Origin of the sequence: Actinoplanes sp. NPDC026619 (assembly GCF_040638295.1) — a bacterium.
Lineage (GTDB): Bacteria > Actinomycetota > Actinomycetes > Mycobacteriales > Micromonosporaceae > Actinoplanes.
The window spans coordinates 196,795-210,941 of the sequence record NZ_JBEZYA010000005.1 but is presented as its reverse complement, the minus strand read 5'-3'; the positions used below and the strand labels follow the sequence as shown (position 1 = coordinate 210,941).

The following is a 14,147-nucleotide window of genomic DNA, read 5'->3' as shown; positions in this document are numbered from 1 at the left end:
CTTCATGGCCATGGCTCCCTACTCGGGGCGGCGCTACGGGTGGGTGTTCGCCGGGATCTGGTTGTTCTATCTCGGCGACAACGTCGGCGCGCTGCTGAAGCAGCCGAACCTGATGTGGCGCTCGACCGGCCTGGTCGCGGTGGCGGCGTTCGCCGCCAGCTACCTGTTCATGGTGCGCTCGGCCAGCCGGGTGCCGGCCGCCGCGATGCCCCCGCCCCGCACCTTCCGTCTCCGGGCGGGGCTGGGCATCGCGGTCATGCTGGCCCTGTTCGGCCTGCAGGTCCCCGGCGCCGGGGCGCACGCGCTGACCTGCCTGGTCTACATCGCCGCCTTCGGGATGATCAGCCTGCCGCTCGCGGTCGCCATCCCGTTCGCGGTGGTGCTGACCGGGGTCGCGGAGGCGCTGCCGGCCACCGTGCCGGGCTGGGACGACAACGGCTACGGGCTGGCGGTCCTGCTCGGCTCCGCCGCCACCCTGGGGTTCCGGCTGGCCGCCGTCCGGCAGGGCCGGCTCACCGACGCCCAGCAGGAGATCGCCGACCTGGCCGTGCAGAACGAGCGGGCCCGCATCGCCGCCGACCTGCACGACATCCTCGGCCACTCGCTGACCGTGGTCACCGTGAAGGCCGAACTGGCCCAGCGGCTGCTCGACGTCGACCTGGACCGGGCCCGCCGCGAGCTGGCCGACCTGGAGTCGCTGGCCCGCGACGCGCTCGCCGACGTGCGCTCGACCGCGATGGGGGTGCGCGGCATCTCCCTGCCGGGGGAGATCGCCGCCGCCCGCGAGGCACTGGCCGCTGCGAACGTCGAGGCGGTCCTGCCGGGCGCGGCCGACGAGATCCCCAGCCGCAACCGGGAGCTGTTCGCCTGGACGATCCGCGAAGCTGTCACCAACATCGTCCGGCACAGCCGGGCCCGGCACGTCTCGGTCGATCTGAGCGCGTCGGCGGTGGAGATCCTCGACGACGGCGACGGCACGCCGGTGGCGTCCTCCGACGGCCAGGGACTGGCCGGACTGCGCCGGCGGGCGGATGCGCTGGGCGCGAAACTCACTGTCGGTCGCCGCGAAGACCAACCAGGCTTCCGGGTACGCGTGGAGGTCCCGTCATGATCAAACTGTTGCTGGCCGACGACCAGGCCCTGGTCCGCGGCGCGATGGCGGCGCTGCTCGACATGGAGGCCGACCTCAAGGTCGTCGCCGAGGTCGGCCGCGGCGACGAGGTGCTGACCGCCGCCCGCGACCACGACATCGACGTCGCCCTGCTGGACGTCGAGATGCCCGGCATCGACGGCGTCGCCGCCGCCCGTGAGCTGCACAAACACCTGCCGAAGGTGCGGGTGCTGATGGTCACCACCTTCGGCCGGGCCGGCTACCTGCGCCAGGCGATGGCGGCCGGGGCCAGTGGCTTCATCGTCAAGGACACTCCCGCCCGGCAACTCGCCGAGGCCGTCCGGCGCGTACACGAAGGCCTGCGGGTGGTTGATCCGGAACTTGCGGCTCAATCCCTGGCGCAGGGCGAGTCGCCGCTGACGGAGCGGGAAAGTGACGTCCTGCGGGCCGCCCGGGACGGCGGAACTGTCGCCGACATCGCCCGTGACCTGCGGCTTTCCGAGGGAACCGTGCGCAACCACCTGTCCAGCGCGATCGGCAAGACCGGCGCCCGCACCCGCGCCGAGGCGGTCCGGCTGGCGCTGGACAACGGCTGGCTGCTTTCTTGAGAATTATTTTCGGCCGCTACCGGTTCGCAACCGACAGTGACCGTTAGCTGCACCCTGCGCAACGAAAAGTTCACCCCGCAGCCAACAACGGGGGGAACCAATCATGACCGCAGGTATGAAGACCGTCACCCGCGAGCAGGAAACGTTGATCCGCGAGAACATGGCCCTGGTCGGCCACATGGTCCGCGAGATGCTGTTCAAGGTTCCGCCGCACGTGCACCGCGACGACCTCGCCTCGGCCGGCTACACCGCTCTGGTGACCGCCGCTCAGGGCTTCGACGCGAGCCGCGGCATCCCGTTCGGCAAGTTCGCCGCCATGCGCGTGCGCGGCGCCCTGCTCGACGAGCTGCGCAGCATGGACTGGGCCACCCGCTCGGTGCGGGCCCGCGCCCGCCGCGCCGACGTGGCCCGCCAGGAGCTGACCACCCAGCTCGGCCGCACCCCCACCCCGAACGAGCTGGCCGAGCTGCTCGGCGTCGCCGTCAGTGAGCTCGCCAACGTCGTCGACGACGTGCAGCGCGCCTCCGTGCTGTCCCTGCAGGGCTTCGCCACCGGCAGCGACGACATGGTCACCGAGACCTCGCTGAACCCGGAGGAGATGCTGCTGCACCGCGAGCGCATCGGCTACCTGCACGACGCCGTCGCCGTCCTGCCCGAGCGGCTGCGCTTCGTCGTCGAGGCCTCCTTCCTGCAGGAGCGCCCGCTGTCCGAGGTCGCCGCCGAGCTGAGTGTCACCGAGTCGCGGGTCTCGCAGCTGCGTACCGAGGCCCTCGCCCTGCTCAAGGACGGCCTCGGCACCCACATGGAGCAGAAGGAGACCGTCACGGCCAAGGACGGCTGTGTGTCGCGCCGCCGTGCCGTCTACGCCGCGCAGATCGCCGCCCGCACCTCCGTCGCGTCCCGCCTGTCCGCCACCACCGCCCACGGCGAGCTCATCGCCGCGTGATCTGAGCAGGGCCGCGGTTCCCGCGGCCCTCAGGCGCCCGGCGAGACCAGTCCCGTCTCGTACGCCACCACCACCGCCTGCGCGCGGTCCCGGAGGTTGAGCTTCATGAAGATGCGGGCCACGTGGGTCTTCACCGTGGCTTCGCTGAGGGTGAGTTCCTGGGCGAGTTCCGCGTTCGACAGGCCGTGGCCCATCCGGGTGAGGACCTCCCGTTCGCGGGGCGTCAGCGCGGAGAGCTCCGGGTGCGCCGCCGGCGAAACGGGGGCGGCGAAACGTTCGACCAGCCGCCGGGTGATCGACGGCGCCAGCAGGGCATCACCGGTGTTGACCAGGCGTACGGCGGCGGCGAGGTGTTCCGGCGTGACGTCCTTGAGCAGGAAACCACTCGCGCCCAGGCGCAGCGCCGCGTAGACGTACCGGTCGAGGTCGAAGGTCGTCAGCATGATGACGCGGCAGCCGGGAACGTGCTCGAGCGTCAGCCGTGCCGCCTCCAGCCCGTCCATGGCCGGCATCCGGATGTCCATCAGGACCACGTCGGGTTTCAGACGCCGCGCCGCCTCCACCGCCTGCGCGCCGTCGCCGGCCTCACCGGCCACCTCGATGCCACGCACGGTCAGGATCAGCCGGAAACCCGCCCGGACCAGTGCCTGGTCGTCGGCGATCAGCACGCGCGGCGCCGGTGCGGTCACGGCGCTTGCAGGGGGATGCGGGCGCGGACCCGGTAGCCCCCGCCGAGGCGCCGGCGGGCATCCAGGTCACCGCCGTAGACGGCGACCCGTTCGCGTAGCCCGAGCAGGCCCCGGCCAGCGCCGTCACCCGGCCCGGTGACCGGTGGCGGACAGTCGCCGGAGAGCACACTCGGGCCGCCGTTGAGCACCTCCACCCGCAGCGAGCGCTCCGCGTACCGGATGGAGATCTCGGCCTTGTCGCGGTTGCCGTGCTTGAGCGCGTTGGTGAGGGCCTCCTGCACGATGCGGTACGCGGTGGCGTCGATGCCGGGCGGCAACGGGCGTTGCTCACCGGAGATCCGCACCTCGACCGGCAGGCCGGCGAAGGAGATCCGGTCGATCAGCGTGCTGAGCCTGCTCAGGCCGGGCTGCGGAGCGAGCTCGTCGTCGCCGTCCGCCGACGGGGCGAGCAGGCCGAGCAGGTGCCGCAGCTCGGTCATCGTGTCCCGGCCCGCGTTCTCGATGGCCAGCAGCGCCTTGGCGGCCTCGTCGGGCATCGTGGCGAGCACGTCGCGGGCCGCGCCGGCCTGCACCACCATCAGGCTGACGGTGTGGCTGACGATGTCGTGCAGCTCGTGCGCGATGCGCGCCCGTTCCGCGTGAACGGCGCCGCGGGCCGCGCTCTGCCGCTCCCGTTCGAGCAGCCAGCTGCGTTCCTCGATGGCCGCGCGGTGCAGCCGCCGCGACCGGGACAGCGCCACGCCGAACCAGCCGGCGGCGGCGCACGCGACGGCCAGGCTCAGCCCCAGCCACGCGGTACCGGACATCCACATCGTGTCAGCTTCGCAGAACTGCGTGCGGCGAGCGTCATCCCGCAGGTCCAGCGACATACATCCACAGTCCGATGTGTGGCGGCCGCGGCCACTACAGACTCTCCGGCATGACCGAGGACCAGAATGTCGTACGCCTTTCCGCCGTGCGCAAGGACTACGGCGACACGGCCGCACTGGACGGTGTGGACCTGGAGATTCGCGCCGGGGAGGCGGTGGCGGTGATGGGCCCGTCCGGATGCGGGAAGTCGACCCTGCTCAACATGGTCGCCGCGCTGGACCGCCCGACCAGCGGAACCGTCGTCGTGCAGGGCGAGGACCTGGGACAGCTGAACGAGACGCGGCGCGCGTTGTTTCGCCGGCACCGCATCGGCATGGTGTTCCAGTTCTTCAACCTGCTCGACGACCTGCCCGCCCTCGACAACGTCGCGCTCTCCGCGCAGCTGGTCGGCACCCCCGCCCGGCAGGCCCGCGCCCGGGCGCTCGAACTGCTCGACGAACTCGGCGTGGCCGATCGCCGCAACATCTATCCGGCCGCGCTCAGCGGCGGTGAACGGCAGCGGGTCGCAGTGGCCCGCGCGCTGATGAACCGGCCGGCCCTACTGCTCGCCGACGAGCCGACCGGCGCCCTCGACAGCCGCTCCGGTGAACAGGTCATGGACCTGCTGCTCGACCTCAACCAGATCGGTCAGACGCTGCTGATCGTGACGCATGACCAGCGCCTCGCGGACCGCTGCGCCAGCCGCGTCGTGGAGCTCGCCGACGGCCGGGTCACCCACGAACGCACCCTGGAGCGCACGGCGTGAGCGCGGTGTGGCGGGCCGCCCGCGCGGCAGTGCGGCGCCGCCGGTTGCAGACCGCCGTCATCGGCATCGTCGTCGGCCTCTCCAGCGTGCTGATCGTGGTGGGGCTCGCGCTGATGGCCGCCTCCTCCGGCCCGTTCGACCAGGCGTACACCAAGCAGCAGGGCGCCCACCTGATTGCCACCTTCGACCGTGACAAGGCCACCGGCGCCGCGCTCGCCGACACGACCCACCGGCCCGGTGTGTCGGCCGCCGCCGGCCCATTCGACCAGGCCGTGGTCGACGTGACGATGGCGCCCGAGCTTCCCCCGCTGCAAATGACCGTCGTGGGCCGCGACCGACCCGACACCGCAGTGGACAAGCTGTACGTCTGGCAGGGCCGCTGGGTCACCGGTCCGGGCGAGATCGTCATCGACGCGGAGCCCACCGCCGACCTGCACACCAAGGTCGGCGACACGGTGACGATCGGCGACGGCCGCACGGTGACGGTCGCCGGTTTCGCCCACTCGGTGAGCGACTCCGCGCAGGCCTGGGTCGCACCCGAGGAGATGGCGGCCCTGCACCCGGCCACCGAACAGATGCTCTACCGGTTCACCGCGGCCACCACCGACGCGCAGATCAGCGCGGGCCAGGCGGCCGTGACGGCCGGGATGCCGGCCGGCGCCCTGCTCGGCGCCCAGTCGTACCTCACGCTCCGGGCCAACGCGGACATCACTGCGGGAGTCTTCGTCCCGTTCCTGATGGTCTTCGGCTGTTTCGGTCTCGTCGTTGCCGTGCTCGTCGTCGCCAACGTGATCAGCGGCGCGGTCGTGGCCGGGCTGCGGCACATCGGCGTGCTGAAAGCCCTCGGTTTCACCCCGAACCAGGTGATGGCCGTCTACCTGACCATGGTGCTGCTGCCGACGGTCGCCGCCGCCGTCCTCGGCACGATCCTCGGCAACATCCTGGCCATCACCGTGCTGTCCAGCGCCTTCTTCGAAAGCTACGGCGCCGGCGCGTTCGCGGTGCCGCCCTGGGTCACCATCACGGCACTGGCCGGGGTGCCGGTCCTCGTCGGCCTGACCGCTCTGCTGTCCAGCGTCCGCGCGCGGCGCCTGTCGGCGGTCGAGGCGATCAGCGCGGGAAGCGCACCGCGGCACGGCCGGGGCCTGCACGCCCAGCGCCGGCTCAGCGGGACCCGGCTGCCCCGGGCGGTCAGCCTCGGCATCGGCCTGCCGCTGGCCCGGCCGGCACGCAGCGCGCTCACCGCGGCCGCCGTCCTGCTCGGCGTGGCCGGAGTGACCGTCGCGATCGGGCTGTCCAGCTCGGTGACCGCCTACGTGGACGCGGACTCCCGCGCCGACGCCGTGCAGGTCGAGGCGCGACCGGCGAAGGACGGCCCGACATTGAGCGACCAGGCCGACGAATCGATGCTCCGCGCCCTGCCCGGAGCCGAGCGGGTGGTGGCGAGCACCGAGCTGACCATGCGGCAGATCGGCGCCGCGGAACCGACCCGGGTGCGGTTCTACCGCGACGCCGACGCCGGCTTCGAGATGCTCGCCGGGCGCTGGCCGGCCGCCGCGGGCGAGGTGGCGGTCTCCACCCGCTTCCGCACGCAGAACAGCCTCGCCCTCGGCGACACCTTCACGCTCGACGGTGACGGCGGGCGGCTGGCCGTACGCATCGTCGGCGAGGTCCTGATGGGCGATGCCGAACCGGTGCTGTCCAACTGGGCCACCCTGGCCCGCACCGCGCCCGGCCGCCGCGCCGACCGCTACGAGGTGAAGCTGGCCCCCGGCACCGACGACGCCACCTACGCGGCCGCCGTGAACGCCGCCGACCCCGGTCTCCGCGCCAAGCCGACCCGTGCACCGGGCTCGATCACCGTCGCCGTGCACTCCACCATCACCCTGCTCGCCCTGCTCCTGGGTGCGGTCGCCGCCCTCGGCGTCCTCAACACGGTCGTCCTCAACGCCCGGGAACGCCGACGGGACCTGGGCACCCTGAAGTCGATCGGCATGACACCACGCCAGGTCGTCCTCATGATGGTCACCTCGATGGCCGCGGTGGGCCTGGCCGGTGGCCTCGCCGGCGTCCCGGTCGGCGTCGTCTTCCAGCGCTACGCCATGCACGCCATCGCCCACGCCGCCCGGATCGTCATCCCCGACCACATGCTCGACGTCTACTCCGCGCCGATGGTGCTCCTGCTCATCCTGGCGGGCGCCGCGATCGCGGCCGTGGGCGCATTCCTTCCGTCGCGGGCGGCGGCCCGCCTCACCATCGCGGATGCCCTCCGCACCGAGTAATCGGCTTAAGATCGTTCACCGTGACCGAAACGACCGTGGTGAGCCTGCAGGACATCCGTGACGCCGCCGAGCGGATCGCGGGAGCGACCCACCGGACCCCGGTGATCCGCTCCCGCACCCTCGACCAGCTCGTCGGCGCCCAGGTGTTCCTGAAAGCGGAGAACCTGCAACGCATCGGGGCGTTCAAGTTCCGCGGCGCCTACAACGCCATCGCCCGGCTTTCCCCGGAGCAGCTTTCCCGGGGCATCGCCGCGTACTCGTCCGGCAACCACGCCCAGGCCGTCGCCCTCGCCTCGACCGAGTTGGGCAGCCACGCCGTCATCATCATGCCCGCCGACACCCCGGCCGCGAAGCTCGACGCCGTCGCCGGCTACGGCGCCGAGATCATCACCTACGACCGGTACACCGAGAACCGCGAAGAGATCGGCGCCCGGCTCGCCGCCGACCGCGGCATGACCCTGATCCCGCCGTACGAACACCCCGACGTCATGGCCGGGCAAGGCACCGCCGCGCTCGAACTGCTGGAGGACGCCGGCGACCTCGACGCCCTTGTCGTCCCGGTCGGCGGGGGCGGCCTCATCGCCGGCAGTTCCACCGCCGCCAAGGGCCTGCAACCCGGCATCCGGGTCATCGGCGTCGAGCCGGAAGCCGGCGACGACACCAAACGATCCCTGGAAGCGGGGGAGCGGGTCACGATCCCGGTGCCCCGCACCATCGCCGACGGGCAGGCCGCCTCCGTGCCCGGCGAACTCACCTTCTCCGTCAACCGGCGCCTCGTCGACGAGATCGTCCTGGTCACCGACGACGAGATCCGCGACGCCCTGCGCTTCGGCGTCGACCGCCTCAAACTCGTCATGGAACCCAGCGGCGCCTCCGGCCTGGCCGCCCTGCTCGCCGGCCGCCTCCACCCGGCCCCGGCCCGCATCGGCGTGATCATCTCCGGCGGCAACGTCGGCGCCGCCCGCCTCGCCCAGCTACTCGCCTAACACCTTGCGCTCGATCGCCGGATCCAGGCCCACCGGCGACCGGTCGGCCCGCAACGGCACATCCCCCCGCAACGACCGCATCCACCGCCACGTGTCGGTCACCGTGTCCCGCGCCGGCCGGCACCGCAACCCCGCCCCGAACGCCTTCGTCACGTCCGCCTGATGCAGGAACTCATGGTCCGGGCCCGGCGGAAACCAGATCGGCAACTGCGTCCACGGCTCGATCCCGGCCGCCTCGATCACCGACGGATCGGTCCACCGCAGCAACGCCCGGTTGCCGGTCACCTCGTTGCACAACCCGAGCAACTCACCCATCGTCGTATGCCCGGCGCCGCTGACCAGGTTGTACGCCCCCGGCAGCTGAGCCCCGCCCGCATTCAGGATGAAGATCGCTAGATCCCGGGCGTCGATGTACTGCAACGGCAGCTCCCGCGGCCCCGGCGCCAGCGTCGGCCCGCCCCGCTCTACCCGGCTCAGCCACCACGGCAACCGGCCCACATCCTCGTACGGCCCCAGGATCAGTCCCGCCCGGGCAAGCAGCACCGGCCCGTCGAACGCCTCCGCCGCGTTCTCCCCGCGCAACTTGTCACCGGCATAACCGGGCTCCCGCGGATCGGCCAGCGGCGTCAACTCGGTCAGCGGCAGCGTCGCGCCCCACTGATAGACCGACCGGCTCGACACGTACGTGTAATGCGCGGCCCGCCCGGACAACAACCGCGCCGTGCGCCCCACCGGCCCCGACCCCGCCGACCAGGTGTCCACCACCGCATCCCAGCTCTGGTCGACATTCAGAGCGGCCAGACCGTCCGGCGCCAGCCGATCGCCGCGTAACACCCGCACACCGGGCGGCACACCACGTTGCCCACGATTGAACACGGTCACGTCGTCACCACGCGCGACCGCTTCCTCCGCGATCGCCCGACCGACGAACCCGGACCCACCCAGAATCAGCAGCCTCATGGGCATCGACCCTGCCCGATGCACTAATCGCGCGGAATGGCCCGTAAAGCTTTAATTACCAGCGCATGATCGTCTGCCTGGGGGAGACCCGACACGGTCACCACACCCACCACCCCGACATCACGCACCCGGATCGGGAACGCCCCACCGTGCGCCGCATAGTCGGCCGGATCGACCCCCATGCCCGCATCCAGCTGCTGGCCCTTGGCCGCCAGCCGCCGCCCCACCAGGAACGACGACGCCCCGTAGCGCTCCACCACCCGCACCTTCCGGGCGATCCACGCGTCGTTGTCCGCGGTGCTGCCTTCCAGACCGGCGTGAAACAGCTGCTGCGTGCCCCGCCGGATGTCGATCGCCACCGGCAGCTCACCGGCCAGCTCCACCAGCAGACACCCAAGCCGCCACGCATCCGCGTTCGTGAAGCGGCCGAACACCAGCTCCCGCTCCTGCTGCTCCAGCTCCTCCAGCTCGCTCATCGCCGCCTCACCTTCTGCAGCCACATTCCCAGCAGAGCCACCGCGATGAAGACCAACATCGAACAGCAGAGCAACTTGGTGAACAACTCCGCCTCCCGGTTCGTTAGGGTCGGTACTCGTGCGACTGGCCACCTTCAACCTGCTCCACGGAAGGTCCCTGTCCGACGGCACGGTACACGCCGACCGCGTCCACGCCGCCATCACCGAACTCGACGCCGACATCCTCGGCCTGCAGGAGGTCGACCGCGCCCAGCCCCGCAGCGGCCTGCTCGACCTCACCGCCATCGCCGCCGACGCCCTCGGCGCACCCACCCACCGCTTCGCCGCCGCCGTCGTCGGCACCCCGGGGGAGACCTGGCAACCCTGGCGCAGCGACGACGACAACGCCCACCCGCTCTACGGCATCGCCCTGGTCAGCCGTTACCCCGTGCTCCGCTGGCAGATCACCACCCTGCCCGGCGCGCCGATCCGCTCACCCGTCTACACCGGCGACGGCGTCCGCCTGCTCAAGGACGAACCCCGCGTGCTGCTCGCCGCCGTCCTCGACACTCCTTTTGGCGCCGTGACCGTCGCCACCACCCACCTGAGCTTCGTGCCCGGCTGGAACCTGCGGCAACTACGCCACGCCGTACGCTCGCTGCGGTCCCTGCCCGGCCCCCGCCTGCTGCTCGGCGACCTCAACATGCCGGCCGCCCCGGTCCGCGCCGTCACCGGCTGGCGCCCCCTCGCCAAGGCCCCGACCTTCCCCAGCCCCGCCCCGCGCGCCCAGCTCGACCACATCCTCGCCGACCCGCGCGGCTTCAACCTCGGCCGCGTCGTCCAGGTCAGCACCCCACGCCCGAACGTGTCGGATCACCTGCCACTCATCGTGCAGCTGGACGCATGAAGACGTCCTCCAGGCCGTCCTCCGGATCCCACTGCTCGCCCACCTTGCGGAACCCGAACCCGGCGATCGTCGCCCGCGACCCCACATTGTCCGGCCGGATGCTCGCCCGCACCGCCGTCACCGCCGGGTCCGCGTCGGCCCGCTCGAGCAGCGACCGCAGCATCGCCCGGGCATAACCGCGCCGCCGAAACGCCGGATCCACCGAATAGGCGACCTCGACGACACCGCTCTCATCCGGCGGCCCGTGGAACCCGCCGTGCCCGACCACCTGCCCGCCCGCCACCGCGGCCCGCGCGACCCAGTCAGCACTGGCCGGGTCCTGCCCGATCTGCTCCAGGCGAATCCGCCACAACCACTGCTCCTCCACCAGGTACGGCGACAACACGGCCCCGGCGTGGCCGTTGGCGGCGGCGAGGTCCCCATCGATCAGCGCACGCAGCGTAGCGGGGGAGAGCTTCACCCACGTGATGTCCGGCACGCCAGGCATGATCACACAGAGTGGTGATCAAAGCCACATTGGTTGTACACAATTCAATTGCGCACTACCGTTGCCGACATGGAGACCGGCCTAGAGCAAATGATCTGCTTCGAGCTCTACGCCGCCAGCCGCGCCATGACCGCCCTATACCGCCCCGCCCTCGACGACGCCGGCCTCACCTACCCCCAATACCTGGCCATGCGCGTCCTCTGGCACCAGGGCCCGGTCACCGTCCGCGACCTCGGCCGCATCCTCCACCTCGACAGCGGCACCCTCTCACCCCTGCTCAAACGACTCGAAACGGTCGGCTACCTGCGCCGCGAACGAGGCACCACCGACGAACGCACCGTCGTCATCCACCTCACCGACGCCGGCGTCCAGCTCGAACAAAAAGTCGCGGAGGTCCCGCAGCAGATCATCTGCGCCCTCGACCTCAACCTCGACGAATACCGCCAGCTGCACCACCTCCTCGGGCGCATCCGCGCCGCCACCCCCGGTCTCAGTGTCGGAAAGGACCCCTCATGACCGCCGTTTACACCGCAAGCTCCACCGCCACCGGCGACGCCCGCAACGGCCACGTCCGCTCCACCGACGGCGTCCTCGACTTCGACCTCGCCGTCCCCAAGGAGATGGGCGGCCCCGGCGGCGCCCTCACCAACCCCGAGCAGCTCTTCTCCGCCGGCTACGCCGCCTGCTTCCACAGCGCCCTCAAGGCCGTAGCCCGCGCCCAGAAGATCACCCTCGAAGACACCGCCGTCACCGTCGACGTCGGCATCGGCCCCAACGGCAACGGCGGCTTCCAGCTCAACGTCGCCATCGAAGCCGAGATCCCCGGCGTCGACCAGGCCACCGCCGAAGCCCTCATCGAGGCCGCCCACCAGGTCTGCCCCTACTCCAACGCCACCCGCGGCAACGTCGAGGTAGCCCTCACCATCGCCTGAGCAGCTTCTTAAAGCCCACGCAGCGCGCGGTTGGTGCGGTTCGCCCGCACCGCCGCGCGCTGCTGTTCCGCCGTCACCTCGATATACCCCTGCGACGTAGTCAGCGACGCATGCCCCAGCAGCCGCATGATCTCCGAAGCGTTTGCCCCGTCCTCCGCCAGCCGGGTAGCGAACGTATGCCGCAACGCATGCAGTTGAGCCCCCCGAGGCACCCGATCGGCCACCCCGGCCCGCCGAAAACACGACTCCACCAGATACTGCAGCCCACCACGCTGCAACGCGCCCCCACGCCGATCAACAAGCAGAGGCGCCTTGGAATCGGCCCGCCCGAACCGCACCCGCCGACTGTCCAGGTACCGATCGATCAGCCCATCCAGCTCCGGCTCAATGGGAACGGTCCGCGGCCGCCCACCCTTGCCGGCAACGTCGACGCGCCGCTCACCAGCGCGCCCACTGACGTCGCCGACGCGCAACGCCAGCAACTCGGACAACCGAAGCCCCGCACACAGCGCCAGCGCCAGCACCACGACATCCCGCTCCGGCCACGGATCCCGCTGCCGCTCGTCACTCTGACTGACTGCGGAGAGCAACTGCTCCGGAGTGTCCTCACCACGCAGCGGCTTAGGGGAGTGGGCGGGCAACTTCGGCTTGTCGACAGCCGACATGGGATTACCAGGCAAAACCTGCTCGGTGACAAGAAACGTGAAGAACGCGTTCCACGACGACCAGGCCCGAGCGACCGAGGCAGGCGCTCGTTCCGCCGCAAACCGGGCAAAGGCCCCGCGAAGCAAGCGAGGGGAGAGGTCACCCAGAGTGACGTCATCGCCTCCGAGCAACCCCAGAATCAACCCCAGATCCCGCCGGTACGCCGACAACGTGTGCACCGATGGTTTCCGAGCCCCCCGAGCAGCCAGAAAGTCCTCAACGAGCTCCGCCACCGACGACCGATATTCATGCTGCATAAGTCATATTATGCAGCACTTCGAGCCGTTTGTCCCGTTCCGAGGAGAGGCAAAGTAGACGTTTCCCCGCCCGCCTGCGGACCGGCATGTGCCGAACACACGCCGTCCGTCGCCCCAACAGCCGCCCGGCCTCAGTAGGCGACCCGATCGCCGCGAACGGGGATCGACCCGCATCGCCGCCGTGATCTTGTGGTTCCACCGGGGCGTCCGTCACGCCGTTTTCCTTGAAACGGGCCCTCGAAGAGCCGTTCAGGTCCCTGTTTCCGTGTAATCGGTGTATCGGAAGTCGGCGGAGGCCACGTGGCGGTGGAAATCTCAGGAGACTGCTCTGGCAGCGCTCAAATTCGCTTCTACTTTACATAATGTCGATTATCGACCTGGAACATGATCGATCCCTGACCCCGGGAAACAGGCCTAACCCCGGAGCCACTCGAAGATCTCGCGAGAAGTATCGGGACCGGGCACGTGCCCGCCGCCATACTGATATCCCTGCGCTCCGGGGATGTGCCCGAGCAACCACCGCGCATGCTCGCTACCAACATTCTCATCGTGAGTGCCGAACCAGACCCCGACCGGGATCGCGCCGTCCGGCATGGTGAAACCCCAAGGCGAGGCAAGCGCGATCTTGTCGTCGACCCATCCGTCATAACTGTCGACGAAGGTCGCCCGCAACCGCGCCATCGCCTCCGGATCATCGCGCGCCGGCACCGCTGACAGCATCCCTGGCATCTCCGGACCGCCGGCAGCAACCTTCCCCATGATGTCGCGGCTGATCTGCTCGAGCTCGGGCCGCAGGGTTTGCTCGTCCGGCGGCTCCCCCTTCTCGGCCGGCTTTATCCCGGAAAGCACGGCGCAGCGAATCACCCGTTCGGACAGCAGCGCAGCGCAGGCCAGCGCATGCGGCCCACCACCCGAGCCACCGAACACAGCAAACCGGTCCCAGCCCTGGACGTCGGCGAGCACGCGAACGTCCTCAGCCACATCGGCCACGCTGCGCCCGGGCCGGCGGGTGGAGCCTCCATATCCGGGCCGGTCGAGCATGAGCACCCTGACGCCGCTGTCGTGCATCACCGCGATCTGATCCGGCCTCCGCCGGCGGGTGCTCGGTGTTCCGTTGTGTGCGACGACCGGAAACCCGTCAACGGGCCCGTAGAGGCAGTACCGCAGAACTCGTCCGTCGATCTCCATCGACTGATCAGCGACCATG

Annotated in this window: 16 protein-coding genes; 9 read left to right on the top strand and 7 right to left on the bottom strand. The window is 70.7% G+C overall.

The genetic code is table 11. The features are described from left to right. Positions 1–10 precede the first annotated feature (10 nt). The 3 genes from AB0E90_RS13950 to AB0E90_RS13940 all read left to right on the top strand — a co-directional run bounded on the left by AB0E90_RS13950 (position 11) and on the right by AB0E90_RS13940 (position 2,665). Positions 11–1,111: a histidine kinase gene (locus AB0E90_RS13950; protein WP_360403801.1), complete on the top strand. Its 1,101-nt coding sequence runs from the start codon at positions 11–13 to the stop codon at positions 1,109–1,111. Beyond that, the gene (locus tag AB0E90_RS13945; protein WP_360403798.1) at positions 1,108–1,719 is read left to right on the top strand and encodes a response regulator transcription factor; all 612 of its coding nucleotides are present in this window, start codon (positions 1,108–1,110) and stop codon (positions 1,717–1,719) included. The genes AB0E90_RS13950 and AB0E90_RS13945 overlap by 4 nt, the downstream gene beginning before the upstream one ends. Before the next feature lie 103 nt (positions 1,720–1,822). Beyond that, positions 1,823–2,665, top strand: a complete 843-nt coding sequence (locus AB0E90_RS13940) for a sigma-70 family RNA polymerase sigma factor (RefSeq protein ID WP_360403795.1) — start codon at positions 1,823–1,825, stop codon at positions 2,663–2,665. 29 nt (positions 2,666–2,694) lie between these two features. On the opposite strand, the gene AB0E90_RS13935 is transcribed toward AB0E90_RS13940, so the two are convergent. Continuing rightward, positions 2,695–3,354, bottom strand: a complete 660-nt coding sequence (locus AB0E90_RS13935) for a response regulator transcription factor (protein WP_360403792.1) — start codon at positions 3,352–3,354, stop codon at positions 2,695–2,697. Next, positions 3,351–4,160 carry a histidine kinase gene (locus tag AB0E90_RS13930; RefSeq protein WP_360404372.1) on the bottom strand — a complete coding sequence of 270 codons (810 nt, stop codon included), beginning with the start codon at positions 4,158–4,160 and terminating at the stop codon, positions 3,351–3,353. Before AB0E90_RS13930 ends, AB0E90_RS13935 begins: the two co-directional genes overlap by 4 nt. A 113-nt stretch (positions 4,161–4,273) precedes the next feature. Here AB0E90_RS13930 and AB0E90_RS13925 point away from each other — a divergent pair, with 113 nt between their 5' ends. From AB0E90_RS13925 to AB0E90_RS13915, 3 genes are read left to right on the top strand one after another with little or no spacing between them, the layout of a single operon-like run. Continuing rightward, positions 4,274–4,969 carry an ABC transporter ATP-binding protein gene (locus AB0E90_RS13925; RefSeq protein ID WP_360403789.1) on the top strand — a complete coding sequence of 232 codons (696 nt, stop codon included), beginning with the start codon at positions 4,274–4,276 and terminating at the stop codon, positions 4,967–4,969. Continuing rightward, the gene (locus AB0E90_RS13920; protein ID WP_360403787.1) at positions 4,966–7,251 is read left to right on the top strand and encodes an FtsX-like permease family protein; all 2,286 of its coding nucleotides are present in this window, start codon (positions 4,966–4,968) and stop codon (positions 7,249–7,251) included. Before AB0E90_RS13925 ends, AB0E90_RS13920 begins: the two co-directional genes overlap by 4 nt. A gap of 20 nt (positions 7,252–7,271) precedes the next feature. Then, positions 7,272–8,237 (top strand): pyridoxal-phosphate dependent enzyme, encoded by a 966-nt coding sequence (locus tag AB0E90_RS13915; protein WP_360403785.1) that lies wholly within the window; start codon positions 7,272–7,274, stop codon positions 8,235–8,237. Here the strand turns inward: AB0E90_RS13915 and AB0E90_RS13910 are convergent. Both AB0E90_RS13910 and AB0E90_RS13905 read right to left on the bottom strand, forming a co-directional pair. Continuing rightward, positions 8,226–9,197 carry an NAD-dependent epimerase/dehydratase family protein gene (locus tag AB0E90_RS13910; RefSeq protein WP_360403783.1) on the bottom strand — a complete coding sequence of 324 codons (972 nt, stop codon included), beginning with the start codon at positions 9,195–9,197 and terminating at the stop codon, positions 8,226–8,228. The genes AB0E90_RS13915 and AB0E90_RS13910 overlap by 12 nt on opposite strands. A 23-nt stretch (positions 9,198–9,220) precedes the next feature. Further along, positions 9,221–9,673, bottom strand: coding sequence for a heme-degrading domain-containing protein (locus AB0E90_RS13905; RefSeq protein ID WP_360403781.1), 453 nt, complete (start codon positions 9,671–9,673; stop codon positions 9,221–9,223). A gap of 118 nt (positions 9,674–9,791) precedes the next feature. Here AB0E90_RS13905 and AB0E90_RS13900 point away from each other — a divergent pair, with 118 nt between their 5' ends. After that, positions 9,792–10,559 (top strand): endonuclease/exonuclease/phosphatase family protein, encoded by a 768-nt coding sequence (locus tag AB0E90_RS13900; protein ID WP_360403779.1) that lies wholly within the window; start codon positions 9,792–9,794, stop codon positions 10,557–10,559. Here the strand turns inward: AB0E90_RS13900 and AB0E90_RS13895 are convergent. Beyond that, a complete protein-coding gene (locus AB0E90_RS13895) occupies positions 10,537–11,046 on the bottom strand; it encodes a GNAT family N-acetyltransferase (RefSeq protein ID WP_360403777.1) in 510 nt (169 codons plus the stop codon). The genes AB0E90_RS13900 and AB0E90_RS13895 overlap by 23 nt on opposite strands. Before the next feature lie 69 nt (positions 11,047–11,115). Here AB0E90_RS13895 and AB0E90_RS13890 point away from each other — a divergent pair, with 69 nt between their 5' ends. Together AB0E90_RS13890 and AB0E90_RS13885 are read left to right on the top strand one after the other, a co-directional pair. Beyond that, positions 11,116–11,562, top strand: coding sequence for a MarR family transcriptional regulator (locus AB0E90_RS13890; RefSeq protein WP_360403775.1), 447 nt, complete (start codon positions 11,116–11,118; stop codon positions 11,560–11,562). Next, positions 11,559–11,978 carry an organic hydroperoxide resistance protein gene (locus tag AB0E90_RS13885; RefSeq protein ID WP_360403773.1) on the top strand — a complete coding sequence of 140 codons (420 nt, stop codon included), beginning with the start codon at positions 11,559–11,561 and terminating at the stop codon, positions 11,976–11,978. The genes AB0E90_RS13890 and AB0E90_RS13885 overlap by 4 nt, the downstream gene beginning before the upstream one ends. An 8-nt stretch (positions 11,979–11,986) precedes the next feature. On the opposite strand, the gene AB0E90_RS13880 is transcribed toward AB0E90_RS13885, so the two are convergent. Further along, positions 11,987–12,940: a tyrosine-type recombinase/integrase gene (locus AB0E90_RS13880; RefSeq protein WP_360403771.1), complete on the bottom strand. Its 954-nt coding sequence runs from the start codon at positions 12,938–12,940 to the stop codon at positions 11,987–11,989. A 414-nt stretch (positions 12,941–13,354) separates the two neighbouring features. Next, positions 13,355–14,146 carry an alpha/beta hydrolase gene (locus tag AB0E90_RS13875; protein ID WP_360403769.1) on the bottom strand — a complete coding sequence of 264 codons (792 nt, stop codon included), beginning with the start codon at positions 14,144–14,146 and terminating at the stop codon, positions 13,355–13,357. Between the last annotated feature and the right edge of the window lies 1 nt (position 14,147).

Coding starts and splice junctions, on each gene's coding strand:
- AB0E90_RS13950 (WP_360403801.1), top strand. CDS start 11: ATGGCTCCCTACTCGGGGCGGCGCTACGGGTGGGTGTTCGCCGGGATC.
- AB0E90_RS13945 (WP_360403798.1), top strand. CDS start 1,108: ATGATCAAACTGTTGCTGGCCGACGACCAGGCCCTGGTCCGCGGCGCG.
- AB0E90_RS13940 (WP_360403795.1), top strand. CDS start 1,823: ATGACCGCAGGTATGAAGACCGTCACCCGCGAGCAGGAAACGTTGATC.
- AB0E90_RS13930 (WP_360404372.1), bottom strand. CDS start 4,160: ATGTCCGGTACCGCGTGGCTGGGGCTGAGCCTGGCCGTCGCGTGCGCC.
- AB0E90_RS13925 (WP_360403789.1), top strand. CDS start 4,274: ATGACCGAGGACCAGAATGTCGTACGCCTTTCCGCCGTGCGCAAGGAC.
- AB0E90_RS13910 (WP_360403783.1), bottom strand. CDS start 9,197: ATGAGGCTGCTGATTCTGGGTGGGTCCGGGTTCGTCGGTCGGGCGATC.
- AB0E90_RS13905 (WP_360403781.1), bottom strand. CDS start 9,673: ATGAGCGAGCTGGAGGAGCTGGAGCAGCAGGAGCGGGAGCTGGTGTTC.
- AB0E90_RS13895 (WP_360403777.1), bottom strand. CDS start 11,046: ATGCCTGGCGTGCCGGACATCACGTGGGTGAAGCTCTCCCCCGCTACG.
- AB0E90_RS13890 (WP_360403775.1), top strand. CDS start 11,116: ATGGAGACCGGCCTAGAGCAAATGATCTGCTTCGAGCTCTACGCCGCC.
- AB0E90_RS13885 (WP_360403773.1), top strand. CDS start 11,559: ATGACCGCCGTTTACACCGCAAGCTCCACCGCCACCGGCGACGCCCGC.
- AB0E90_RS13880 (WP_360403771.1), bottom strand. CDS start 12,940: ATGCAGCATGAATATCGGTCGTCGGTGGCGGAGCTCGTTGAGGACTTT.
- AB0E90_RS13875 (WP_360403769.1), bottom strand. CDS start 14,146: ATGGTCGCTGATCAGTCGATGGAGATCGACGGACGAGTTCTGCGGTAC.